The sequence below is a fragment of the Chryseobacterium cucumeris genome, assembly GCF_001593385.1.
GTDB classification, from domain to species: domain Bacteria; phylum Bacteroidota; class Bacteroidia; order Flavobacteriales; family Weeksellaceae; genus Chryseobacterium; species Chryseobacterium cucumeris.
In genome coordinates, this window is record NZ_LUVZ01000012.1 from 488,491 (window position 1) to 515,097 (window position 26,607).

Consider the following 26,607-nt stretch of genomic DNA (forward strand, 5'->3'; position numbering starts at 1 on the left):
AAAGTCATGTTATTGAATTTTTAACAAAGTGGGGGTGTTTTTGTTAAAAATTCAACGCTATTTCACTGCTTTGAGACTCAGATCTATATTCTCAGCAGAGTGTGTAAGGGCTCCTACAGAGATATAGGTAACACCTGTGGATGCAATTTCTTTCAGCATATCGCGGGTAATTCCTCCCGAGGCTTCAGATTCACAAGAGCCATTGATCATTTTTACAGCCTCCTTCATTGTTTTTACATCCATATTATCGAGCATGATTCTGTCGACCTTTGCGTTAATGGCTTCCTGAACTTCTTCAAGGTTTCTGGTTTCAACCTCTATTTTTAACTTTTTCTTATTCTTTTTAACGTAATCTTTTGCCATTGCCACGGCATTGGTAATGCTTCCGTTGTAATCAATATGATTATCTTTCAGCATAATCATATCATAAAGACCATATCTGTGATTGGTTCCGCCGCCAATAGCTACCGCCCATTTTTCGCACATTCTGAAGTTGGGAGTTGTTTTTCTTGTATCTAAAAGTTTAGTTTTTGTACCTACTAATCTGGAATCCCATTCATGGGTAAGGGTGGCAATACCACTCATTCTCTGCATGCAGTTAAGAACAAATCTTTCAGTAGAAAGGATGGATCTTGCACTTCCTGTAACAGTAAGGGCAACGTCTCCGAATTTACAGGGAGTTCCATCTTTAATGAAAACTTCCACTTTAAGATTTTTGTCAAATGTCTTGAAAATGATTTCTGCCAATTCAACACCTGCAAGAATACAGTCCTGTTTCACTAAAAGCTTAGCACTTTGTACAAGGTCCTGTGGAATAGTAGATAGGGTAGAGTGGTCTCCATCCTGAATATCTTCCTCAAGTGCGTTTTTTATGAATGTTTTTAATGCTTTATCTGTAACGTATGCTGGTCTTTTCATTATATTATGCTTTTAAGCTAAATCTTTATTATAAAACGCTCCTTTATTCTCTGTCATTTCCATAGACTGGGTAATGATGAGGTGCGCAACGGTTGTTAAGTTTCTTAATTCCGAAAGTTGTGGTGAAAGAATGGAATAGTGGTAGATTTCATCCACAGCGGCTGCAATTTCCTGGTGTTTTTGCAGTGCCATATTCAGACGTCTGTTACTTCTTACAATACCAACAAGATCACTCATCATTTCCTGAAGTTGTTTTCTCAGATAGCTGACGATAACCATTTCGTCCATGATCTTCATACCTTCTTCATTCCATTCCGGAACGGCTTTCAGATCATCAAAGTTGAAATTGTTTTCATTAAGAAGATCTACCGTTTTCATAGCTGCATTATGCCCGAAAACCAAGCCTTCAAGAAGTGAGTTTGAAGCAAGCCTGTTGGCGCCATGAAGTCCTGAGTTGGTACATTCTCCTACTGCAAAAAGATTTCTGATGGAAGACTGTCCGTCCCTGTCTACTTCAATCCCACCCATCAGATAATGGCAGGCTGGAACGACAGGAATCAATTGAGTGAAAGGATCAATTCCTTCGTCTTTGCATTTTTTATAAATATTCGGGAAATGTTCTAAGAATTTTTCATGGTTCATTTCCTTGCAATCCAAGCCAACAAATTCGTCTCCGGTAATTTTCATTTCGGCATCGATGGCTCTTGCAACAATATCTCTTGAGGCCAATTCTTCACGTTCATCATATTTATGCATGAATTTTTCACCTCTTTTGGTTCTTAATTTTGCTCCATCTCCACGAACGGCTTCTGAAATTAAAAACAACATTCCATCCATTTTGCTGTAAAGAGCGGTTGGGTGGAACTGGTAATATTGCATATTGGAAACCTTTCCTTTGGCACGGGCAACGAAAGCAATTCCGTCTCCGGTTGCAATTGTAGGATTGGTAGTATTTTTATAAACATGTCCGGCACCTCCTGTAGCAACCAGTGTTATTTTAGAAGTAATTTTTTTGATGGTTTTGGATTTCTCATCCAGAATATAAGCCCCGTAGCAGTGGATGTCTCCTTCATTAAGTTCTTTTCCCGGAACGTGGTGCTGAGTAATGATGTCAATGACATAATGATGATCAAGAATTTCAATATTAGGGCTGTTATTGGCTGTTTCCAGCAAAGCTCTTTCGATTTCAAAACCTGTGATATCTTTATGATGGACGATTCTGTTTTCAGTATGACCGCCTTCTCTTCCTAAAGCGAATTTGCCGTTCTTCATATCGAACTGTGCTCCCCATTCTACAATTTCATTGAATCGTGCAGGAGCTTCTCTTACCACCATCTCTACGACATCACGTTTATTTTCTCCGTCACCGGCACGCATCGTGTCGTCAATATGTTTTTGAAAATTGTCATTTTGAAAATCTGTAACGACAGCGAGACCGCCTTGTGCATATTTGGTATTGCTTTCGTCTTCGTCAGACTTGGTTACAATAATGATTTTGGCATCAGGGTGCTGTTCAGAAACTTTAATGGCATAGGAAAGTCCGGAAATGCCGGAACCAATTACTAATACATCCGCTTTTATCATATGCTGGCTTTAGGTACAATCGTTTAAGATTAAATAAATTTAAACAATTTTTCGTTTGGTTTTCTTACTTTTTTCATGTGCTGGAAGTGATCTTCTTCAGAACGGTAACCTAAAGCGAGGGTAACAGTTACTTTTTCTGTTTCAGGGTCGGTATTCAGAATTTCTTCTATAAGATCCTGACGGAAGCCTTCCATCGGACAGGAATCTATATTTTCAATAGCGGCGGCATACATAAGATTGGCCAATACTATATAAGACTGTTTTTCTGCCCAGTTGAAAATTTCATCATGTGTTTTCTGGTTGATATGCTGATTAATGCTGTTTCTGAAAGGGTCCAGTGTTTCCATAGGAGTATTTCTTACTTCAGAAATATGATTAAAATACCCTCGGATATAGTTCTCTTCTATCACTTTTTTTGAAATAATAACAATAAGATGAGAACAGGTGGAAATCTGAGATGGATTATAAAAAGCAGGAATTAATTTCTGTTTCATCTCTTCACTTTCAACAACCACAATTTTATAAGGCTGAAGTCCCAGCGAACTGGCAGACAGCTTTCCTGACTCAAGAATGTTGTGAAGAGTTTCCTGAGGAATAATCTGATGATTGAATTTTTTTACAGAATATCTTCTGCTTAAAGCTTCCAAATAATTCATACGACAAATTTAAGAATTGAATATGAATAAAGAGTCTTTAAAATGAAATATCTCCTGCCTGTTCATACAAAAAAAATCACCCCGACCGGCGGGGTGATTCTTTTGATGTGGTGGAACGTGTAATTATTCTCTGTTTTTTACAACAATCCAGCCTGAGAATTTTATCGGAGTACTGTTTTTATTATTTTCATTCCATGAAACAGAATACCAATAGTTTCCTGTAGGGACTTTTTTATGTCCATTGGTAGTTCCTGCCCATTTGTAGCCATTGGTTTTATCGGCCTGGAACATTTTATAACCATATCTGTCGAAGATGGCAATTTCCAGATTTTGTTTATTGGCTAATGCGGAGTAATCAACAAAATCATTGATTCCATCATCATTAGGTGTAATTATATTAATAAGATTCGGTACTGTAATATTAACTTCAACAGGAACGCAATTATAGGCATCTCTTACATATACTTTAGCTTCTCCTCTTGCAATATTGGTAAACACATTGGAATCCTGCCAGTTGATATTATCCATAGAATACTGGTAAGGAGGAGTTCCACCGTTAGCATATACTGTTACTGTACTTCCTGAAATGTCAACCGTGGTAATAACAGGATTGTCGGAAGGATATACTGTTACTTTTTGTGTGGCAATACAATCTCCGGTTTTCAGTTTAACCCAGTAAGTACCTACTCCTACATTCTTGATGGATTGAGTGGTTGCTCCTGTGCTCCATTCATAGCTTTTGAATCCGGCTCCCGCATCTAATGTTGTGGTGTTTTCAATACAAATTGTCTTGTCAAGTAAAGTTCTTGAATAAACAGGAGGTATTACAGTTAAAGTAACTTTAGCAATAGAATAGCATCCATTTCCATTAAAAACTTTAATATAAACAACTCCATTAGGAGCAATGTATGCTGCCGGAGTTGAGATGGCATTAGTTCCACTGATAGCATCTGTCAACGATGGATAATACTCTTTTGTCAGTCCGCCCTGGGAAACAACAGCTCCTGTAAGGTTAAAAGAAGCCATAGATGGATTGGTTTCAATGAAACATGATTTGAGTTCAACGTCATTAACAACTACTACTGGGTAAATATTCAGTGTAATTTTAGAAGTACTGACACAACCCTGAGGTGTGGTTACTTTTACATATATTGTCGCTGCAGCAGAAGCATAGGCAGAAGGATTTGTTATCTGGTTCGTACCGTTATTCAGGTCGTATAAAGTAGGATAGAATTCTTTGGTAACTCCGGCAACAGTTGTTACAGCAGCAGTATTGAGGTCAAAGGTTGCTGTTCCTGCATTGTTGTTATTACATCCGCTAAGAGTGGCATCTGTTGCTGCGAATGGTGTAGGGTTAAGCTGAATAACACCATCACCATTATCACAAAGAGTAGACGTAGGATCTTTTACCACCACCTTAATCGTTGTATTTCCGGAATACTGGAAACTTGTAGGATTGGCAATAGGAGTAGAACTTCCCAATACATAATAAGTGAAAATATAATTTCCGGGATTATTTACAAATTGAGAATTATAAGAAGTAAGGTCTACTGTACCATTTCCGGTAGCTGGATTTGTACAAACAAATGGAGTTATGGTATTGCTTAAAATAGGAACTTTATCTACATATACTTTAACGTCTTTAATAGAATGTCTTGCACTGGCACCTCCGGTTGCTGCAGAGAAACCAAAATATCCCTGTGACATTCCCACTGCTCCTCCGGAAGGAGCAAAAGACTGATCTACGATAAGAACTCCGTTTATTCTTACTTTGATAATCCAGTTTGTAGGGTTGGTAAGGTCTGTTTCGCCATTTACTTCAACGTGTCTGTAGGTGTCTCCTACAAACGGCTGGGTAGCAATAAGGTCCGGAGAGTGGAATGTGCTTCCCGGAGTGGTGTTGAACTCGATATTATTACCTGCTGTGTTATTGGTACCATAAAGAATGTGAACTTTACTCATCTGGCCTTCAGTGGTATTGTTGAAAATATCAAAACCAACCATGAGCCCTGAAGCATTGGCAGGAATTCCCAGACCTCCTCCTGATACAAATCCTGTTGGCGGATTGGCAAGATACCAGAAAGTAAAGCCGTCTCCTTTTCCAAACTGAGTGGTTCCGTTTCCGTCTATTCTGAAATCGAATTCTACTTTCCATTTATCACAATAGCTTAAGGTAATAGGAGTGGATAATTTTACAGCTCCATATCTGCTGGTTTGATCAGTGGTAAGTCTTACAAAGTCTCCGCTTACTATAGCGTCAGAGACCAGATCCCAGCCTGTCGTATTGACAGGATTTCCGGTAAGTTGATAGGTTTGCGAAAGAAATCTTCCCGGCAGGCATAATAAGATAGTCAGTAAAAAAATGAGTATATCTTTTTTCATAGTGGATGGATTATGATGTTATTGTTTTTTTTGATATAAAATTGTTTTTGTGTTTACATTATTGATGATAAGCAGCGTCCGGCCTCAATCTGGTTGGGCAAATCCTGTTTTTTAATACCGAAACTACCCCAAATGAGGTAGTTTCTGATAGTAATTTTATTCTCTGTTTTTAACCAATACCCAGCCTGAGTATTTAGTTTCAGTATTGTCTTTGTTGTTTTCGTTCCATGAAATGGTGTACCAGTAAGTTCCTGTAAGAACTTTTTTACCGGAAGCAGTTCCGTCCCATGTAAAGTTTCTCATTTTTCCGGCTTCGTACAATTTGTTGCCATATCTGTCGTAAACAATAAATATCAGATTTTTCTTGTAAGCCAGTGCTGAGTAATCAATGAAATCATTCACGTTGTCGCCGTTTGGAGTGATAGCATTAATCAGGTTAGGAACAGTAATCTGAACTTCAACAGGTGTGCAATTGTAATAATCTTTTACATAAACTCTTACTTCGCCCCTTGCTAAACCTGTGAATATGTTGCCAGGCTGCCAGTTCATTCCATCCAGAGAAAACTGATACGGAGGAGTTCCGCCTGCTACATTTACTGTTATGGTGTTGTTGTCAATATCAATGCTGGAAATCACCGGATTTGCAGATGCTTTTACATTGACAGTCTGCGTAGTGATACAGTTGCCGGTTTTCAATTTTACCCAATAACTACCAACGCCTACATCTTTGATAGATGAAGTTGTTGCTCCGGTGCTCCATTCATAGCCGTCAAATCCAGGTCCTGCATCCAGATCTGTTTTTTCTCCGATACAAATGATTTTGTCTTTCAGAACAGAAGAGGTTACAGGTGGTAATACAATAAGGTTGATTTTAGCAATATTAAAGCATCCGGTGGCGTCTGTTACTTTAGCGTACACTGCAGTACTTGTAGATAAATACTGGAGAGGATTCATAATTTCGTTGGTACCGTCTAAAGCATTGGCGATGGATGTGTAGTATTTTTTTGCAGTGCCTGCTCCTAAAGTAGTAACATCTGCGGTTGTCAAGTTAAAGATAGCACTCGTAATATTATTTTCAATGAAACATGATCTTAGAGTAGCTTCTTTCACAGGAGTGTCCGGATAGAATGCAAGGGTAATTTTTGCTGAACCTGTACATCCCTGAGGAGTTGTTACTTTTACATAAACAGCTCCGGGAGCAGATAGGTAATTGTCAGGATTTTGAATTTCATTCGTATCGGCGTTGAGGTCTGCTAAAGTTTTATAATATTTTTTTGTAACTCCCGGAACATTGGTCACCGCTGCTGTATTCAGATTGAAAGCTGCTGTTCCTGCTTTGTTATTATTACATACCGTAATCGTTTTGTCTTCCGCTTTGAAAGGAGCAAGAACCAATAAAATTTTACCATCCGGGTTATCACAAAGTAGTCCTGCATTATCTTTAATAACAACTGTTACTGTTGAGTTAGCATTGAATTGATAATTGGTGGGATTCGCAATAGGTGTAGAGCTTCCAAATGGATAATAGGTAAATGTATAATTGGAAGGATTGCTGACAAACTGTGAATTGAAAGAAGTAAGGTTTACTGATCCGTATCCGGTTGTAGGATTAGGACAGAATGACTGTGTTGCTGAATTCTGTAAAATCGGAACTTTATCCGTATAAATTTTTACATTTTTAATGGAATGTCTGGATCTTGCACCTCCTGTAGAAGCTGAAAAACCAAAATATCCTACAGTCATTGCAGCAGCAGCACCTGAAGGCGCAAAAGACTGATTGCAAATTACATTACCGTCTATTGTTATTTTTATAATCCAGCTGGTAGGAGCTGCAGGATCTACCTGTGCCGTTACTTCAACGTGTTTAAAAGTTGTTCCCTGAAAAGGCTGTGTCGTATTCAGATCCGGGGAATGGAAAGAACTTCCGGGAACATTAAAAAATTCGACATTATTGTTGTCAGTGGTGTTTTGAACCAGTCCATAACCAACGTGTACCTTACTCATGGTAGCAGTGGTGGTATTGTTATAAGTGTCAAGTCCTACAACAAGTCCTACAGCATTTTGAGACACTCCAAGTCCTGAGCCTAATACACTGGCTACCGGAGGGTTGGCAAGGTACCAGAAGGCAATTCCATCTCCATTGGAGGTTTGGTTGGAATCCATCCTGAAATCAAATTCCACTCTCCATTTGTCGCAATATTTTAAATTAATGGGGTCATTCAGCCTGATAGAACCGGATTGGTTGTTGGTATCCGGGGTCAGCTGAATAAAATCTGTGTTTACCTGAGTAGGGGAGACCATCGTCCATCCGGTAGTATTCACTGGATTTCCGATAAGCTGATAAGTTTGAGCGAAGGACTTTCCAGCTATACAGAGTAAGAAAACAGATAAATACAATAATAGATTTTTATTCATTTATAATGGGACTTAGATTAATATGTAAAGATATTAAATCCCAATTAAATAATATGTATTTAATGTTAATCTTGCTTAAATTTTAATAATATTTTAAAAAAATACTATAAATTATGATATAATGCTGAATATTGCAGTAGCTAATACGTATTTGTATTAATTAAATTAAAATAAGGAATTGTTATCTAAACTCTCAAAATAGGTATCAATTTCGAGATCTGAGGAACTGGCTGCTGCTACGGCTAATTTATCGCAAAGTTCGTTTTCAAAATGTCCGGCATGACCTTTTACCCAATGCATTTTCGGGTTGTGTTTGTTGTAGAGTTCAATGAATTTTTTCCAGAGATCAGGGTTTTTTACATTCTTCCAGCCTCTCTTGATCCATCCGGCAATCCAGTTTTGGTTGATAGCGTCAGATACATATTTACTGTCGGTATACACATGGATGTCATTTTCTGTAGATTTCAGTTTTTCCAATGCAGTGATGACCGCCAGAAGCTCCATTCTGTTGTTGGTGGTTTTTCTAAAACCTTTGGAAAATGTTTTCTGGTAATTTTTTTCAGGAACGCGCATAAGAATTCCATATCCGCCTTTTCCCGGGTTTCCGCTGCAAGCTCCGTCCGTATAAATTTCGATTCTCAAATCTGCTTTTTAATAATTGATGTATTGACTGTAAAATTAAACTGAATTGATCTGAATTTTAATCTTTGCTTAAAAAGGGAAGTCATCATCGTCATCAAAGTCATTCATTGAAGACCCTGAAAGTTTTGAACTATCCGGAAGATCAAATGCTGCTCCTGGCTGAATCGTTGTTTTGATCTTGTCAAATCCGCTTGGCTCTCCGAAGTTGGAAGGATATCCTCCTCCGGCACCACTGTCAAACGCTGCTTCAATATCACCGAATTTTGCAAAATGTTTCAGGAATGATAATCTTACATCTGCTGTAGCACCATTTCTGTGTTTTGCAATGATCAGTTCGGCCTGGTTTTCTGTAGAAGTTTCCTGTCCTTCTTCGTCATTATCCCAAACCGTAATTTTATAATACTCCGGTCTGAAGATGAAAGATACGATATCCGCATCCTGCTCAATTGCTCCGGATTCCCTCAGGTCTGAAAGCTGAGGTCTTTTTCCAGGTCGGGCTTCCACACTTCTTGAAAGCTGTGACAGGGCAATGACCGGTACGTTAAGTTCTTTTGCAATTGCTTTTAATGAACGTGAAATCATGGAAATCTCCTGTTCACGGTTTCCAACTCCTTTTCCGCTGCTACTACCTGCGGTCATCAGCTGAAGGTAGTCGACCATGATAAGTCTTACTCCATGCTGCATTACCAGTCTTCGGCATTTTGCACGGAAGTCGAATATGGAAAGGGAAGGTGTTTCATCAATATATAAAGGAGCGTTCTCCAATTCAGATACATTGGAGAATAGTCTTTGCCATTCTTCATCATCCAGGGTTCCTTTTCTTAATTTTTCTGATGAGATTCTTGTTTCGGAAGCAATCATTCTGGTAATAAGCTGTACCGAGGCCATCTCGAGAGAGAACAGAGCCATAGGAATTTTGTGCCCTACTGCAATATTTCTTGCCATGGAAAGCAGGAATGCTGTTTTACCCATCGCGGGACGGGCTGCAATAATGATAAGGTCAGAATTCTGCCAACCACCGGTTTCCTTATCCACATCTCTGAATCCTGAAGGAACTCCGGAAAGTCCTTGTTTATCTTTTAAAGATTTAATGGTATCAATGGCTTGTTTTACCAATGAGTTGGCAGTATCGAATCCTTTCTTAATCGTTCCGTTGGTAATCTCGAAGAAAGACTGCTCTGCCTTGTCCAGAAGTTCAAAAACATCTGTCGATTCCTTGTAAGAAGAATCAATAACATTAGCAGAAACATTAATAAGACTTCTTAAAATATACTTTTCAAGAATAACACGTACGTGATATTCGATATGGGCAGATGAACTTACTCCCATTGTAAGATCAATGATGTAGTGATCACCACCTGCCTGACTCAGTTTGTCTTCTTTTTTTAAATCCTGAATAATCGTCATTAAGTCTACCGGGTGGTTGCCTTCATACAATTTTAAGATAGTAGAAAAGATGACCTGATGTCTGGGATCATAAAACACCTCCGGAGTAAGAAGGTCAATGGAATGGTCAAGACCTTTTTTGTCAATCAAAAAAGTTCCGATAACCAGTCTTTCAAAGTCCACTGCATTGGGAGGCATTTTTCCATCCGCAATAGACAATTCTTTTGCAAAGTTTCCGTGTGTCAGGGATGATAATGTTTCTTTCTGCGCCATGATGCAAAGATAGTTTATTTAAAAAATAATAGAAAAATAGTATTCAACAAATTATTAGCAGTCTTTCGTAAAATGCTGTAAACAGGAGGTTGGACTTGTTGATAAAAAAAATCACCTCAGTCTGAGGTGATTTTTCAAAAAGATGAAGTAAAACTTATTCTTTATTTTTTACCAATACCCATCCTGAATATTTGGTTTCGGTATTGTCTTTATTGTTTTCGTTCCACGAGATCGTGTACCAGTAAGTTCCGGTTAGGATTTTCTTACCAAATGCTGTTCCGTCCCAAGTGAAGTTATTCATTTTGTTAGCTTCATGAAGTTTGTTTCCATATCTGTCATATACAATGAAGATAAGGTTTTTCTTGTAAGCTAATGCTGAGTAATCAATAACATCATTTACATTATCTCCGTTCGGAGTAATCGCGTTGATAAGATTAGGGACAGTCACGGTTACCTGAATAGGCGTACAGTTATAAGTATCTTTTACATATATCGTATTTTCTCCTCTAGGAAGTCCTGTGAATACATTGGAGTCCTGCCAGTTAACACCATCAATAGAATATTTGTAAGGAGGAACTCCCCCTGAAGCTGTTACTGTGATGTTGTTGTTGGTAATCTCGATTCCTGAAACCACTGGCTGAAGGCTTGGATGTACACGTACTTCCTGAAGTGTGAAGCATTTTCCGGTCTGAAGTTTTACCCAATAAACCCCAACTCCTACGTTGTTGATAGATTGTGTAGTTTCACCCGTGCTCCATTCGTAGCTTACAAATCCAGGTCCAGCGTCTAAAGAGGTTTTGGCTTCAGCACAAATTGTCTTATCTTTTAATACCGCTGATTTTACCGGAGGCAATACAATCAGTTCTATTTTAGCAATTGAATAACACTGTTTGTCATTATTTACTCTTGCATATACTGTTTTGCTTTCTGAAAGATAGTTTAATGCTGCTATAATAGGGTTTGTCTGTGCTTTAGCATCAGCTACAGTTGTATAATATTTAATGGTAGTTCCGGTAGGTGTTGGAACAGCTACTCCGATGTCAGCCTTGGAAAGATCAAATGTTGAACGGGTAACGTCATTATCAATATAACAGTTTTGAAGTACAGCATCTTTCAGTACAACTGATGGGTAGAATAATAATCTGATAGTAGTAGTTGCGATACATCCGAAAGAAGAAATTACTTTTACATATACGGTTGATTCAGCAGAAACGTAGTTGGTAGGATCTGTAATTTCATTAATTTCAGCATTCATATCCGCAACCGTAGCATAATACTTAATGGTTGCTCCGGCTCCTCCAAATACATTGGCTGTTGTTAAGTTATATTTTGCAGTACCTGCTCCGTTGTTGTTACAGGAGTATAAAGTAGCCGAATTGGCAGAAATACCCACATTCACAAACTTGAACTTTCCGGTTATGAAACATCCGTTGATAGGGTTGCTCGGATTGGTGGGATCCTGATACACAATTCTGTAATAATATGTTGTAACTCCGTCTACAGTGGCTACCGTAAGTGGATTTTGTCCTGTAAGGGCATCGTTGGTTGTTTTGTGATAAGTAACCTTGAAGTTGGGGCTGTTACCATTAATAATTGCTGCAGATAATGTTGTAAAATCAAACTGGGTAGGCAGCGCACAAACCATTACCTGATTAGGATCATTAGGAGCTGCTCCCGGTATTCCAGGCGCGATAAATGGGTTAGGCGAAAGAACAGGATCGTTAAATGCAGAACTTAAGCTTGCCGTTCCTGTCCATTCTAAAGAAAAACCATTAACGGATCTACTGAAGTTGTCAATAACCAGATAATAAGTCTGGCCAACCAATACATCCATATAGGGACTCCATTTACCATTGTTCATACTGGATGTAACACCTGGTGGATTGGTAGGGAATACGGCTGGTGGAGCAAGAGTCAGATCGAGACCTGTATCTCCTGAAGTGCCGCTATAGTTACATCTTATGGGTTGTATGAAAACGTGATCCGCATTCTGTAACGAAGCACAGCCGTTAGCTGTTGGTCCGTAAACTGCAAAATCATAATCATCATCCTGATCGTTAGGTTTTATTGTAAATGCCAGTGTTCCTGGTGTGGATACTGTAAAAGTGTACCAAACTGTATATCTTTCATTGGTACTGAGGCATCCACCGTTTTGGTTAAGAATTTCTATTATATTCCCCGGGCCCGAAGGGGTGTATGAAATGTCAGAATTACCACAGATGGGAATTGCTGTGACACAATCTGACTGTGAATAGGCCATTTGCGCTATCAATAAAATAAAAAGAAGTAATATTTTTTTCATTGTTAAAACTTTTTTGTTAAACAAACTTGAAATCAATAAATTTTTATCATTATTTGTAAAAGAAAAAGCCGCCAAAGCGGCTTTTTATATTGTGGTGTTTTATTCTCTGTTTTTTACAACAATCCAACCTGAAAACTTGAAAGGAGTATTCTTTTTGTCATTCTCGTTCCATGTTACAGAATACCAGTAGGTACCTGTTGGTATGTTCTTGCCACCAATTTTACCATCCCATTTATAACCATTGGATTTGTCTCCCTGGTGGATTTTTGTTCCATATCTGTCAAAGATACTCAAAATAAGATTCTGTTTATCAGCCATAGCAGAATAATCCACTACGTCATTCACACCATCTCCGTTTGGAGTAATCATATTGATAAGGTTAGGAACCACTACTGCAACTTCAATTGGCTCGCAGTCATAAGCATCTTTTACATAGACTTTGTAAGTTCCTCTTGCTACATTGGAGAATACATTAGAAGGCTGCCATAAAATCTTATCCATAGAATACTGATAATCCGGTGTTCCTCCAATAACATTGATTGTCAATGTAGTATTGTTAATGTCGATATTTGTTACAACTGGTTGCTCAGAAGGATAAACGGTTACCTTTTGAGTGGCAACACATTCACCTGTTTTTAATTTTACCCAGTAAACACCTACTCCCACATCTTTAATAGACTGTGTTGTTGCTCCTGTGCTCCATTCATAGCTTTTGAACCCAGGTCCGGCATCTAAAGTGGTCGTGTCTTCCATGCAGATAATTTTGTCTTTCAGAACACTGGATGTTACTGGAGCAATTACAGTTAAACCAATTTTTACCACTACATAACATCCTCTGGTGTCGGATACTCTTACATATACTAAGCCGCTTGGTGCAATATAATTAGCATTTAAAATTTGGTTGGTTTCATCTATTGCGTCTGTTAGTGAAGGGAAGTATTTTTTAGTGATCCCTGCCTGTGGTGTAATTACAGCAGCATTATCCAAGTTGAATAAAGCTGTTGAAGGATTGGCTTCAATAAAGCATGATCTCAATTCAGCATCTTTTGCAATGATTTGCGGATAGAATTTAAGGGTAATTTCTGCAATATCACTACATCCAAATGCAGAAGTTACTTTTACATATATTTTACCTTCAGCAGAAACAAACTGATAGATGTTGGTGATCTCATTGATTGAGTTATTCAGATCATATAATGTGTAATAGTATTTTTTAGTTGCCGTTGGATCAGCAAAAACTGCAGCAGTGGTAAGATCATACGTTGCCGTACCTGCATTGTTGTTGTTACAGCTTGTCAGCGTTACATCGGTAGCGGTGATTGTACCATCTTTAAATTTAAATTTACCAGTCTGTCTACATTTATTAATAGGGCTGTTGGGGTTAGTCGGGTCAGTATAGTTGATACTGTAGAAATAAACTCCAACAGGAGTAACTGTTTGAGGTCCAACAAGAGGGTTGTTACCTGTTAAAGCATCATTCTGACTTGTGTGGTAGCTAATGTTGAAGTTAGGGTTACCATTAAGAATTCCTGCGGATAATGATGCGAAATCAAAAGTCGCCGGATTTGAACAGATCACTACTTCTCTTGGGTCAGCAGGATTAGCTCCTGGAATTCCCGGTGGGATAAATGGATGAGGCTGTATATTCGGATCAGTGAACGGAGAAGACAAAGTAGCTGTTCCACCCCATGATAATTTGAATCCGTTAGCTGTTTCTCTGTGGTTATTTACAATGATATAGTAAGTCTGACCAGGCAGTACATCCATGTATTTTACCCATTTATCTCCTGTTGCATCCTCACTAAGGTCAGTAGCGGTCATATTAAGACCTGTATTTCCACTTAGTCCGGAATAAGAACAACGTATAGGAGTTCCTAGGTTTCCGCAAGATTTGTTGGGTCCATATACTCCAAAGTCATAATCATCTCCCTGGTCGTTAGGGATGATTTCGAAAGTAAGGGTTCCTCCTGTAGCGATGGTAAAAGAATACCATACGGAGTACTTCTCGTTAGAAGTTAAACATCCACCCAGGTTTTCTGCAATGTCTCCATGCCCGCCTGGTGTATATGAAATGTCAGAGTTACCGCAGACTGCCATTGCAGTGCCACAATCTGATTGTGCAAATAAAATATGTGAAAATATGAGTAATAAAACAAGTAATGTTTTTTTCATGAGAATTAATTTTTAAAACAAATATTAAATGTGTTTAATTATTAAAAAATGCTGTTTTATCTGATACAAAATACTGTTTATCAAAATATTCAATGAATTTTCAGGTTTTCGTATTAAAAAAAACTGATCGTCCCAATTTACTCGGGAGATCATACATTTTTTTACTGTTAATTTGTTCCGATCAGCTGTTTTCCCCAAGTAGGTGAACTTGATGAGGCGTCTGACATTTCAAATTCTTTGGCTGCTTTTTGATAGAACTTTATAGCTTCTGTCTTGTTCCCTTGCTTTTCAGCTATTTCCGCTTTTAAAAAAGAAAGTCTTGGATTGTTCTTTAAAGTTGTTTCCGCTTTAGCCATAAAGCCTGCAGCCGTTTTTAGTTCCTTTTGAGGATCTGCAGCTGTTTTTATTCTTATTTTCTGAAAATGAATAAGAGCAAGAAGAAGATTGACCTCTCCATTATTTTTTTCCGAAGCAAGAGCCTGCATTGCAAGTTTTCTGGCAGATTCATTAGGTTCTCCAAGAGGGCTGTTCGGACTATTCTTTAAAAGGAAATTGGTTTTAAGATACAATGCTGCTGCTGCATAGTAATTAGCCTGCCATTTTTCTGAAGTTTTAGCTTGTGAAAACTTAGAAAAAAGCATATCATAGTCATTTTCTGTTTTAGCATTATTGAATTGTAAAACAGATTGTTGTAAGGTTTGGTCTGAAAAGAATTGAGCATTCATCAGAGAACCTGTCATGAGAAAGCTCAAAATTAGTAAAAGTTTAGTCATAGGGGGATATTTTATGAAGCAAATATAAAAAATTATTAACGTTAAATTAAAGATTTTGAGATATATTTAATGAAAGTAACATATTGGTTTTAAATGTGGTATTTTATTCTGTTGATTAAATTATATGAAGATCGTAAAGATATATATAGTTTTGATGAATATTTCTGGTTTAATTATTTTATAAATTTTAAAAAAACAGCTATAAAACAAAAATCAGAATAGAAAACGTTCTATTCTGATTTTAAGTATTTCGAATTCTTATTTTTTTTGTATCAGATTTTAAATTATTTGATAAACAATAAGTTAATATTGCATCTTTCTCAATTTAGGATTGGTGCTTCCAACAACAAGGGCCACTAAAACGGTCATACAGCCTCCGAATACCACAGAGCGCACAACGCCCAGGAGTTTGGCCATAAGTCCACTTTCGAACTGTCCCATTTCATTGCTTGACATGATGAAAATTGAATTCACACTCAGAACACGACCTCTTATATGATCCGGTGTTTTTAACTGTACAATGGTGCCTCGGATAACCACGGAAATTCCATCCAGCATCCCGCTCATCACCAGGAACATAAAAGACAGCCAGTATAATTTTGAGAGTCCGAATCCAATAATGCATAGCCCGAATCCTGTAACCACAGCAAGAAGTATTTTCCCCTGATTTTTGCGAAGGGGAACAATAGATAAAATAGTAATAATACACATTGAACCAATGTCTGAAGCTGCATTCAGTAAACCGAAACCTTCAGCTCCTGAATTCAGGATGTCTGTTGCAAATACAGGGATCATAGCTACGGCTCCGCCAAAAAGTACTGCAAACATATCAAGACATAGAGCTCCCAGAATCTCCTTGGTCTTAAAAATATAAGAAATTCCTTCACGCATGCTTTCTACTACATTTACTGTTTCTTTTTTGTATTCTGAATGCTGTTTGTGCAGTTGCCAGAAAAATAATGAAGCAACAAATATGAGTGTTAAAATAGCAACGAGAGTCCATTTTACGCCGATAAATCCAATCAGAACACCTCCGATAGCATGTCCGCAAACAGAAGATATCAGGAAAGTAGCCTGGTTCAGCGTTACGGCATTCGGAAGATTTTCCTTCTTTACAATTTTAGGAATCATGGAAGGAACAATAGGACCGATAAAGGCTCTTGCTATCCCTGTGAAAAAGATAACACCATAAATATAATAGGTAATCTGATGACCCGTAAAGTGCATTTCCACATCAAGAAATGCGGGAATCAACAAAAGGCCAATCAGAAAAATATATGCATAATTACAAATGAGTAGCAGTCTCTTTTTTTCATTCATATCAATAACATGTCCCGCATACAGCGCGCAGCTTACCGCAGGAATCACCTCTGAAAGTCCGATAAGGCCTATTGAAAATGGATCTTTTGTTAATTGATATACCCACCATCCAAGTAAAGTGGCAAGCATTCTGAAAGCTAAAACAATAAAAAATCTCCCGGTGAGAAGATTTCTGAACTCAACATTTTGTAATGTTTGTAACGGGGTAAAGGAAATCATGAACAAAAATAGCCCTAAAAATTTATTTAGGGCTATCCATATGACAATTTTTAAAAGATATATTAAATATATCTCAAAAGATAAAATCTATTTTAGTCCGCTCTGGAAGAACTCAATACGATCGCTGCAACACCTGCTGCTCCAATAATCGTAGCTCCTGCGGCAATTCTTGCTTTTCTTCTGTCTTTCACAGCCGCTATATTGGATTTAGGAATAATCACTTCTGTACTATCTTTTTTACCGGCAGTCCCTACAATATTTTCCCCAACAACATTTCTGAATAAGATGGTCTGCTTCGGAGAGCCGTCTCTCATAGTTACTTTATATATTTTTCCGGCTTCAAGATTAGAGTAGTTGTTTTTTGAAATATCTTCGCTGTATTTTGTAGTAGCACAAGATGTAATAACAAATAAAGATGTTAGTAAAGACGATTTCAACAGTACAGATGCTTTCATTATTTTCTTTTAGTTTTTCAAATTTATAATTTTTTTCGAATATACGTTTTTGGAATTGAAAAAATATGATTAAAGTTTGTAAATTTCTAAGAGATTTGCAATCTTTCTGTCATTAGCCAATCTTGGAGTCTTGTTTTGACCTCCTAGTTTTCCCTGGGATTTCGCATATTCATGAAAGGCATTTTTTGCAAGCCTGGTGATTTGTAATTTCTGTAAAATATTTCCCGAAATCAAATCATCATAGTAAGTGTTTCTTGCCCGAAGCTGTTGATCCAATTCATCTCTGAATGCTTCTAAATGCTCAGGTTCTTTTTCAAATTCAATCAGCCATTCGTGATAAGGGAGTCCTTCAGCCGGATTTACCTGTGGAGCCAGATGGAATTCTATAATCTGTGCAGGATGCTTTTCAAGAGTCGCTTTCATAGCTTCTTCTACCTCGAATGCTATCACATGTTCTCCAAATGCAGAGGTGAAATGTTTGGTTCTCCCGCTTACCAAAACCCTGTATGGGTCTTTGCTGATGAATCTTACAACGTCCCCAATAGAATAAGCCCATAGCCCGGAATTGGTCGTAAGAATCAATGCATAATCTTTATGAAGTTCGATTTCTTTTAAAGTTAATCTTCTTGCTCCAGGCTTGCCATATTCTTCCAAAGGAATGAATTCGTAGAAAATTCCATGATTGGTCAATAGCAGTAGTCCTTCTTTGGTGTAATCATCCTGAAAAGCAAAAAAACCTTCAGAAGCAGGGAAAGTCTGAACAATGTCTACTTTGCCTCCCAATAACTCTTCCATTTTATCACGATAAGGTTCATAGTTGACACCTCCTGTTACAATAAGCTGAAGATTGGGGAACAGCTGTTTGATCTTTTTACCATGTTTTTCTGTCAGCTTCTCAAAATACATGATCAGCCATGGTGGAATGCCTGAGATCAGCGTCATATTTTCATGTTCTGTTTCCTCAATAATTTTATCTACTTTGGTTTCCCAGTCTTCCATAATATTGGTTTCCCAGCTCGGCAGACGGTTTTTCTGAAGATAATTAGGAATATGATGGGCTACAATACCGGAAAGCCTTCCTGTTTTTATCCCAAATACTTCTTCCAGTTCCGGGCTGCCCTGAAGGAAAATCATTTTTCCATTCACAAAATCAGCGTTATTCTTTTTACTGATATAATGAAATAAAGCACTTTGAGCTCCGGCAATCTGAAATGGCATTCCTTCTTTAGAGATCGGAATATACTTAGAACCGGAAGTGGTTCCTGAAGTTTTTGCAAAATACTCTGGCGTTTCCGTCCATAGAATATTGGACTGTCCTTTTTTTACCCTTTCAATATAAGGTTTCAGATCTTCATAATCGGCCACAGGAACTCTGTCCTGAAATTCCTTTACAGAATGAATGTTTTCAAAATCATGTTCCCTCCCAAAAAGTGTTTTTTGAGCTGTTTTCACTAGAGAAAGCAACAAGTCCTCCTGGTTTTTCTCAGCATTTTTTTTGAAATCCTCCGCTTTTTGAACATGTTTTTTTGCCCAGATCAGCGCTGCATTTTTCTTGAAGAAGTTTAACATGGGTCAAATTTATAAATAAGTAAAGAATCTGGAATCATTTTTACGAAGCTTCATAAAAAAAAACCGATGGAACTTGTTCCACCGGCTTTTCGAAATTTGATTATGAAAATAACAACTATATGTTAATGTTATGCTTATTTGTTTGCCTTATACCTTTTGTCGGGAGTACCGTCTTTTTTCAGGTGTTTGTTTTCTTTATATCTCTTATCCGGAGTGCCGTCTTTTTTCATTTTGGCAGCCGGTTGTGCAGGCTTCGCTGCTTTTGCATCCATTGCCGGTTTTGCAGCTTTTACTTCAGCTGGTTTAACAGCTTTTGCTGTAGTTGCTTTTACAGGCGGGTGCGCCGTAGCACCTGTAGCGGGAGCAGTCTGCTGAGCAGTGGCAAGTCCTAATCCAAGGATCAAAGACATTGCAGATAAGAATTTTTTCATAAGAATTATTGTTTGTTTTTTGTTGAATAAAGATATACAAAAAGCAGGCTAGAAAATTGAGATTTTTAAACTTAACTAAAGTTTATTACAGCTTAAAAAAAAATTAAAACACTTCATTTACAATGAAAAAGCCTGTCTTCAAAGATAAAGACAGGCTTGAATAATATATAAATAGACATGGCTAGCGCGTACAATTTGCTGTCCACGTTTTGCCATCCTTGACATACAGAATTTTTAAAACATTATTATCAATTCTGATATAAGAGGTTGCTGTAGAACCAATCATCACCAGAGTATGATCTCCTTCCTGATTAAACTCTATTCCGTTGAGATCCGGAATACTGTTGGAGAACGCGAAATTGTATTTGGTGCCGCTGGCAATCTTTGTTACAAATACACTTCCGTCATCTGTGCTGATGTTGGTAGAACCACCATCATTATAAGAAACCTTTCCTTTGTAGGTTCCTGCAAAAAATTCATTGTTTACAGGGTCGTCATCTTTGCTACATGACGAAAAAGATAATGCTGTGAATACCAACAGCATCATAACTCCTAAGATTTTAATTGCTTTTTTCATAATATTATTCTTAATGTTTGGTTAGTCTGGAAATCCCAAACACTATGCCATGGGTGAGTAGTTGAATTTTTTTAACAGGTTATTAGATAAAATTGTAAAAAATTAAGATTTATGAGGCTAAGTCCTTCATTTCAAACCTTCAGTCTTTCTCTTTTTCTAAGGAAGAGAAAAAATATCCGTACCTTTGTACATCATCAACGGTTTCGGAAAACTCCCGAAATCGCTTTTGTCGTTTATACCATTAGTATTTATGCAGTTAAAATCCATCAATGAAAAGTTCCTTCCAGACCTTATGCAGAAAGAGTTTGGGAAAGAAATTTTTACCCAGTTAGAAAACAGCCAGCATATAGCTGTAAAAGGAAGTGCAGGATCTTCAGTTTCTATTTTTGTGGCTGAGCTTTTTTTGGTTCAGAAGAAGAATATCCTTTATCTGGTAGATGATAAGGAAGATGCATTGTACGCCAATACAGAGATGGAAGATCTTCTGGGTAAGGATAAAGTGCTGTATTTTCCGGCTACCCATCTTGAACCTTATCAGGTGGAAAAGACTCAAAATGCCAACCTGGTGTTAAGGACTGAGGTTCTTAATAAAATTAATTCCGGAAGATCTCCAAAAGTGATTGTGGCTTATGCCGGTGCTTTATCTGAAAAGGTTTTGAAAAAAGAAGATTTTAAAGCAATTTCCCATCATATTAAAGTGGGAGATCAGCTGGATTTTGATTTTGTGGATGAACTGCTTAATCATTATCATTTCCAGCAGGCTGATTTCGTTTCCGAACCGGGAGAGTTTTCTGTGAGAGGAGGAATTGTAGACGTGTTTTCCTATTCACACGAAAAACCATATAGAATTACCTTCTTCGGTAATGAAGTGGAAAGTATTAAAACTTTTGATATCGAAACACAGCTTTCGGTAGATAAAGTAAAAGATTTCCAGCTGGTTTCCAATATGAATTTTTCTGTAACGGGAACAAGGGTATCTCTGTTGCAATTATTGCCTAAAGAAAGTTTTGTAGTTTCCAAAAACGGAATGGTGGGAATGCAGAAGATCAGAACATTCTACGAAAAGTCTTTGGAAAAATATGATACATTAAGTAAAGATATTGCCCACAGGACTCCGCAGGAACTTTTTATTTCTGATCAGGAGTTTCTGTTTGATTATAAAAAATTTAAAACAGTTGATTTTGGAGGAATAATTATTGAAGGATTGAAAGAAGTAACCGAAGTTAAAATGGAACAGCTTCCACAGCCTTCTTTTCATAAAAACTTTGAACTACTGATTGAAGATATTGAAGAAAAGCAGAATGGAGGATTTGATACCTGGATTTCTTTTTCAACAGAAAAACAGAAAGAAAGGCTGGAGTCTATCTTTGAAGAGCTTGAACATGAGCTTCCATTTAAAAGTTTTAAGTCTGAACTTCATGAAGGATTTGCAGATAATGGACACAAACTGCTGGTCTATACAGATCATCAGATCTTTGACCGTTATCAGAGATATAAAGCGAAAAATACTTTTGCAAAATCTGAGCAGCTTACCCTGAAAGACCTGATGTCTCTGAAAATAGGGGACTATATCGCTCACATTGACCATGGAATCGGGAAATTTATGGGATTGGTGAAAGTGAATAATGACGGAAAGATTCAGGAATGTTTCAAACTGACCTATAAAAACGGAGACTTATTATATGTAAGCATTCACTCTTTGCATAAGATTTCGAAATACAACGGTCCGGATGGAAGAGAGATCGTTTTGAGTAAACTTGGATCTCCAACATGGAAATCTTTAAAACAGAAAACCAAAGCGAAGGTTAAACAGATTGCTTTTGACCTTATTCAATTATATGCCCAGAGGAAAACGGCGAAAGGTTTTGCTTATACTCCAGATTCCTACCTGCAGAATGAGTTGGAGGCCAGCTTTATTTATGAAGATACTCCGGATCAGGAAAAAGCTACTGTAGATGTAAAGAGAGATATGGAAGCGGATACGGTAATGGACAGGCTTGTATGTGGTGACGTAGGTTTCGGTAAAACGGAAGTTGCAATCAGGGCTGCATTTAAAGCCGCTACAGATGGAAAGCAGGTTGCAGTATTAGTGCCTACAACCATTCTTGCTTTTCAGCATTACAGAAGTTTTAAAGAAAGGCTAAAAGATTTTCCGGTAAATGTTGCTTATGTCAACAGATTCAGAACAGCTAAGCAGAAATCAGAAACTTTAGAGGCTTTAAAGAACGGAAAAGTAGATATTATCATTGGAACGCATCAATTGGTAAGCAGTTCGGTGAAGTTTAAAGATCTTGGTTTATTGATTATTGATGAAGAACATAAGTTCGGGGTTTCAGTAAAGGATAAATTGAAAACCTTGAAGAATAATGTGGATACCCTGACGCTTACGGCGACTCCTATTCCGAGGACGTTACAATTCTCGTTAATGGCTGCAAGGGATTTATCCGTTATCAAAACGCCACCGCCGAACAGACAGCCTGTAGATACGCAGTTAATCGGATTCAATGAGGAAACGCTTCGTGATGCGGTTTCTTATGAGCTTCAAAGAGACGGTCAGGTATATTTTATCAATAACAGAATTGAAAACCTGAAGGATATTGCAGGGCTTATTCAGAGGCTGGTTCCGGATGCGAGAGTAATTACAGGACATGGGCAAATGGAAGGAAAACAGCTTGAAAAGAATGTACTGGATTTTATGGAAGGGAAATACGACGTTCTTGTGTCTACTACCATTGTAGAAAGTGGGGTAGATGTTCCGAATGCCAATACTATTTTTATCAATGATGCACATCGGTTTGGGATGGCGGATCTGCACCAGATGAGAGGAAGGGTAGGGAGAAGCAACAGAAAAGCATTCTGTTATCTGATCACTCCTCCTTATGACATGATGACCTCCGATGCCAGAAAACGTCTGGAAGCTATTGAACAGTTTTCAGATCTGGGAAGCGGTTTCCAGATTGCGATGAAAGATCTGGAGATCCGTGGTGCCGGAGATCTTTTGGGTGCTGAACAAAGTGGGTTTATCAATGAAATGGGTTTTGAAACGTATCAGAAACTAATGCAGGAAGCTTTGGAAGAACTAAAAGATGATGCTGATTTTGAAAGCCTTTTTGAAAATGAAGAAGACAGACAAAAACTTTTCAAATCTGTAAAGGATGTTAATATTGATACGGATTTAGAGCTGATGTTGCCGGATTCGTATATTTCGAACACAGAAGAAAGGTTGTTGCTCTACCAGAAAATTGCTGAAATCACTAATGAAGCAGATCTTCATCAGTTTGAGCTGGAGCTGATTGACCGTTTCGGAGCATTGCCGAAAGAAGCTGTCAATCTTTTGAAGAGTGTTTCTTTGAAGTGGCTTGCTTCTGATATAGGTTTTGAAAAGATTGTTATGAAAAACGGAGTGTTTTTAGGGTACTTCCCAGGGAATCCTCAGGATAAGTTTTACCAGACAGACAGATTCCGACATATTATTAATTATTTGACCCGAAATCCGACTGAAGCCCAGCTTAAGGAGAAGTCAGGAAAAGAAGGTAATCAGTTGATGATGAGAAAAGAAAGAGTAAAAAATGTAGATGAAGTCAATCTATTGTTGAAAGCAATTATCGAACATGACTAAATTTATTTTTCCTTTACTGGAAATAGCATCATAATATTATTAGAAACGTGTAAAAAGATTAATTTTTACACGTTTTTTTTGTGATTGTTATCATGTTTTTCTTTTGTAATATTCCTATTGAAGAGAATTAAGGCTGTTTTTGAGGGGGTGAAATCACTTTCCAATGATAAAAAAAATCCTGTAAATCCCCGTACAGTAAGGGTTTGAGATGTTGTCTTGCTGTTTTTATACATGGAAAGTAGAGTTATGTAGTAATAATTCTACTTTTTAGTATTATTAATTCTATGTTCTAATGTGTTTATTTCTATAGGTTTATAGATGTATAACTGGAATTTTTTGGACTTCGTTGCTTAACTTTGCAGTCCTTAATTATGAAAACAATTATACATTGCTGCGTGGCTGGACTTTTTTCGTTCTACGCTAACGCACAGGTGGGAATAGGTACTGCAAAACCCAAATCTGTTCTTGATGTGAACGGAAAAACCACCTTAAGAAAAGAACTTAGAGTAGGCGGTAGTTCAACTCAGGCTGGAGATGCCGGGTTGAATGGCCAGGTTTTGGTTTCTCAGGGTGAGGGTTTGCCTCCTGTGTGGAAATCTTTGAATGTTTCCTTTATGGAAGAGGGACAGTATAAGCTGATTAATTCTTATCTGTCATCGGATCAAACGGGTATTAATTCACTTACGGATGGTATCGCTGGTGATGGTGTCTACACCAACAATGTTGGAGATAACATTAATGATATCACGAAAGGCAACTGGAAAAAAATAGGCGGACTCGACAATACTTTTACCATCAAAAATGGAAAGAACAGACTTACCTATCAGTTCCAGACAGGTATTGAAATGAAAGCAGCCTCTTCTACAACAATACAGAATGTAAGATTTGCTTGTGGCGTTTTCAGAAACGGTGCATTGGTAGCGGTACGTCCGGATAGAATTGCTTCTAACAACAACAGTGGAAAAGCGGGTCTTCAGGATTATATCTTTACTCTTAATTATACGGAGCAGAACGTTCCTGTAGGGGTTCATAATATTGAAATTGCATGCAGAAAGATTGATACATCAAGTTCTACTTCACAATTTACAATTGGACGAAATGTAGAAGCCTCCAATGGTGCTTCCAGTGCTTTTACATTGGAATCAACCATGAAAATGGATGTTATCGAATACGTGAGTTATAAAAACAACTAATGATGAAAAAACTATTATCAACGCTGCTTCTTAGCATAGGTCTTTTGGCAACGGCTCAGGTAGGAATAAAAACAGAAGCCCCAAAAGCAACACTTGATGTAAACGGAGACGTTAATTTCAGAAATAAAATTGCTGTCCAGAATGCTACTGATAATTCATTATTTCAAGGAAATAATGATCAGCTGTTAGTTTCGCAGGGAGAAGGCTTTGCTCCTATCTGGAAATCACTCCGTATTCCTGAATACGAACCCAATAAATTTTACCTTATATACAATAATTCCTTTTCAGATAAAGTAGGGATTACTTTCTCTTCTTCAGAAAACTCTTCGGTAAGCATGGACTCAAGAGGAGGTACTTTTACGAAGGGAAAGCAGTATAGTACACTTACAAATTTTAAGAAAATAAACGGACTTTCACAAACCATCACCGTTTACAGCACACAAAGTAAGGCTTATTTTCAGTTTGAAACTGTGGTACAGGCAGATTTTGGGGGAGCAGGAAGTACAGACAATTCCATAGATTATGCATGCGGTATCTTTGTGGATGATAAACTGGTCAACCTGAGACAGAGAAACCTAAAGGCTATTACCACTTCATATCCTTTCCTTACTCATACCCAGATCGGAATTGTAGATAATCTTTCCCAGGGAAATCATTCGGTTTACGTTGCCTGTACAAGACTGGGTTCTTATGGTGCTTCGGGTGCGGGAAATACCCTTACTATAGGTACTAATGTGTATAGCAATATCAATAGCTTTATATCACAGTCTTCTCTTAAAGTTGACGTATATGAAGTTCCGGAAGTATTTAATACCATTATAAACTAAGACGGATTATGAAAAAAATATTATTTGTAACATCATTTTTATTAGCTGTTGCAACAAATGCCCAAGTGGGTATTAATACTCCTAATCCGACTAACATGCTGGATGTAAACGGAGATCTTAATATCAGAAAAGAATTAAGAACAGGAGGAACTGATGTATTAAAAGGGTCTGCCGGAGCGGCTGGTGATATATTTCACAATAATACTGATTTAGGTGCCAACGACTGGAAAGCCATTAAAATTGCAGATGGACAGGGTAGTATGTCTGTGTTTTCCATCAATACAGTTTCTGATAAAGTTGGAGTGAGTTTTTCTGGAAGTAGCGGGGCAACCAACCCTTATACTGACGGGGAAGCCCTGACTGGAGGCTGGACTGTAATTCCTGGAACTGTGGATACATTCTCCGTAACCAATGGTACGAATAAGGCTACCTTCTCATTTCAGACGACGATTCAGAAAACAGGAACAAATTCTGCGAGTTTTGCCTGTGGAGTTTTTGTTGATAACGCCCTTAGAGCAGTGAGAACAGATGTGTTATTGGGAGACAGCGGTGCTTATAAGATTTTTAATCTTAATGCTACTCTTACTAATCTTACTCCTAAGAATCAGTATTCTGTTAAAGTAGCCTGTATAAAAAGAGCTATTTCCGGAACAACTCTTGGGATAGGAAGAGCTGTTGATACTGCCTTTCTCAACAGCGATATGTCACAGTCTGTTTTGACAACATCTATATTGCAACCTTATTAATTTTCATCATCATACAATAATAGGAAATCTAAAAACGTTATGTTTTTAGATTTTTTTTGTTTATTAACTCTATTTCTTGTGAATTTGTTCGGATAAAGTAAAGTGTATTATCGAAAATTGAATTATATTTGGACAAGCTAAAAAAATT

Annotated in this window: 19 protein-coding genes; 4 read left to right on the forward strand and 15 right to left on the reverse strand. The window is 37.6% G+C overall.

Going from position 1 to position 26,607, the window contains the following annotated elements; translation table 11 throughout:
* Positions 1 to 57: 57 nt before the first annotated feature.
* The 15 genes from nadC to A1704_RS11195 all read right to left on the reverse strand — a co-directional run bounded on the left by nadC (position 58) and on the right by A1704_RS11195 (position 20,074).
* Positions 58 to 918, reverse strand: a complete 861-nt coding sequence (gene nadC, locus A1704_RS11125; RefSeq protein WP_062673339.1) for a carboxylating nicotinate-nucleotide diphosphorylase — start codon at positions 916 to 918, stop codon at positions 58 to 60.
* Positions 919 to 930: 12 nt separating this feature from the next.
* Positions 931 to 2,502, reverse strand: a complete 1,572-nt coding sequence (gene nadB, locus A1704_RS11130; RefSeq protein WP_062673341.1) for an L-aspartate oxidase — start codon at positions 2,500 to 2,502, stop codon at positions 931 to 933.
* A 29-nt stretch (positions 2,503 to 2,531) separates the two neighbouring features.
* The gene (locus A1704_RS11135; RefSeq protein WP_034691525.1) at positions 2,532 to 3,158 is read right to left on the reverse strand and encodes an NAD(P)H-dependent oxidoreductase; all 627 of its coding nucleotides are present in this window, start codon (positions 3,156 to 3,158) and stop codon (positions 2,532 to 2,534) included.
* A 123-nt stretch (positions 3,159 to 3,281) separates the two neighbouring features.
* On the reverse strand, positions 3,282 to 5,540 hold the full coding sequence (locus A1704_RS11140; protein WP_062673343.1) for a T9SS type B sorting domain-containing protein: 2,259 nt from the start codon (positions 5,538 to 5,540) through the stop codon (positions 3,282 to 3,284).
* Positions 5,541 to 5,696: 156 nt separating this feature from the next.
* On the reverse strand, positions 5,697 to 7,955 hold the full coding sequence (locus A1704_RS11145; RefSeq protein WP_062673345.1) for a T9SS type B sorting domain-containing protein: 2,259 nt from the start codon (positions 7,953 to 7,955) through the stop codon (positions 5,697 to 5,699).
* A 165-nt stretch (positions 7,956 to 8,120) separates the two neighbouring features.
* Positions 8,121 to 8,597, reverse strand: a complete 477-nt coding sequence (gene rnhA / locus A1704_RS11150; RefSeq protein WP_062673348.1) for a ribonuclease HI — start codon at positions 8,595 to 8,597, stop codon at positions 8,121 to 8,123.
* 69 nt (positions 8,598 to 8,666) lie between these two features.
* Positions 8,667 to 10,256, reverse strand: coding sequence for a replicative DNA helicase (dnaB, locus tag A1704_RS11155; RefSeq protein ID WP_062673350.1), 1,590 nt, complete (start codon positions 10,254 to 10,256; stop codon positions 8,667 to 8,669).
* A gap of 154 nt (positions 10,257 to 10,410) precedes the next feature.
* Positions 10,411 to 12,558: a T9SS type B sorting domain-containing protein gene (locus A1704_RS11160; RefSeq protein WP_062673352.1), complete on the reverse strand. Its 2,148-nt coding sequence runs from the start codon at positions 12,556 to 12,558 to the stop codon at positions 10,411 to 10,413.
* A gap of 99 nt (positions 12,559 to 12,657) precedes the next feature.
* Complete coding sequence (locus A1704_RS11165; protein WP_062673354.1) at positions 12,658 to 14,730, reverse strand: T9SS type B sorting domain-containing protein; 2,073 nt, start codon at positions 14,728 to 14,730, stop codon at positions 12,658 to 12,660.
* Between the two features lie 167 nt (positions 14,731 to 14,897).
* Positions 14,898 to 15,503: a tetratricopeptide repeat protein gene (locus A1704_RS11170; protein ID WP_131797502.1), complete on the reverse strand. Its 606-nt coding sequence runs from the start codon at positions 15,501 to 15,503 to the stop codon at positions 14,898 to 14,900.
* A 303-nt stretch (positions 15,504 to 15,806) separates the two neighbouring features.
* A complete protein-coding gene (locus tag A1704_RS11175; protein ID WP_062673358.1) occupies positions 15,807 to 17,042 on the reverse strand; it encodes an MFS transporter in 1,236 nt (411 codons plus the stop codon).
* Between the two features lie 92 nt (positions 17,043 to 17,134).
* Positions 17,135 to 17,497 carry a hypothetical protein gene (locus A1704_RS11180; RefSeq protein WP_062673360.1) on the reverse strand — a complete coding sequence of 121 codons (363 nt, stop codon included), beginning with the start codon at positions 17,495 to 17,497 and terminating at the stop codon, positions 17,135 to 17,137.
* A gap of 69 nt (positions 17,498 to 17,566) precedes the next feature.
* Positions 17,567 to 19,066 carry a GH3 auxin-responsive promoter family protein gene (locus A1704_RS11185; RefSeq protein WP_062673362.1) on the reverse strand — a complete coding sequence of 500 codons (1,500 nt, stop codon included), beginning with the start codon at positions 19,064 to 19,066 and terminating at the stop codon, positions 17,567 to 17,569.
* A 134-nt stretch (positions 19,067 to 19,200) separates the two neighbouring features.
* Positions 19,201 to 19,497: a hypothetical protein gene (locus A1704_RS11190; protein WP_034691510.1), complete on the reverse strand. Its 297-nt coding sequence runs from the start codon at positions 19,495 to 19,497 to the stop codon at positions 19,201 to 19,203.
* 181 nt (positions 19,498 to 19,678) lie between these two features.
* Positions 19,679 to 20,074, reverse strand: coding sequence for a hypothetical protein (locus A1704_RS11195; RefSeq protein WP_062673364.1), 396 nt, complete (start codon positions 20,072 to 20,074; stop codon positions 19,679 to 19,681).
* A 250-nt stretch (positions 20,075 to 20,324) separates the two neighbouring features.
* Between A1704_RS11195 and mfd the strand changes: the two genes are divergently transcribed.
* The 4 genes from mfd to A1704_RS11215 all read left to right on the forward strand — a co-directional run bounded on the left by mfd (position 20,325) and on the right by A1704_RS11215 (position 26,459).
* Positions 20,325 to 23,693 carry a transcription-repair coupling factor gene (mfd, locus tag A1704_RS11200; protein ID WP_062673366.1) on the forward strand — a complete coding sequence of 1,123 codons (3,369 nt, stop codon included), beginning with the start codon at positions 20,325 to 20,327 and terminating at the stop codon, positions 23,691 to 23,693.
* Positions 23,694 to 24,064: 371 nt separating this feature from the next.
* The gene (locus A1704_RS11205; RefSeq protein WP_062673368.1) at positions 24,065 to 24,886 is read left to right on the forward strand and encodes a hypothetical protein; all 822 of its coding nucleotides are present in this window, start codon (positions 24,065 to 24,067) and stop codon (positions 24,884 to 24,886) included.
* A complete protein-coding gene (locus A1704_RS11210; protein WP_062673370.1) occupies positions 24,886 to 25,713 on the forward strand; it encodes a hypothetical protein in 828 nt (275 codons plus the stop codon). The genes A1704_RS11205 and A1704_RS11210 overlap by 1 nt, the downstream gene beginning before the upstream one ends.
* 8 nt (positions 25,714 to 25,721) lie before the next feature.
* The gene (locus tag A1704_RS11215; protein ID WP_062673372.1) at positions 25,722 to 26,459 is read left to right on the forward strand and encodes a hypothetical protein; all 738 of its coding nucleotides are present in this window, start codon (positions 25,722 to 25,724) and stop codon (positions 26,457 to 26,459) included.
* Positions 26,460 to 26,607 lie beyond the last annotated feature (148 nt).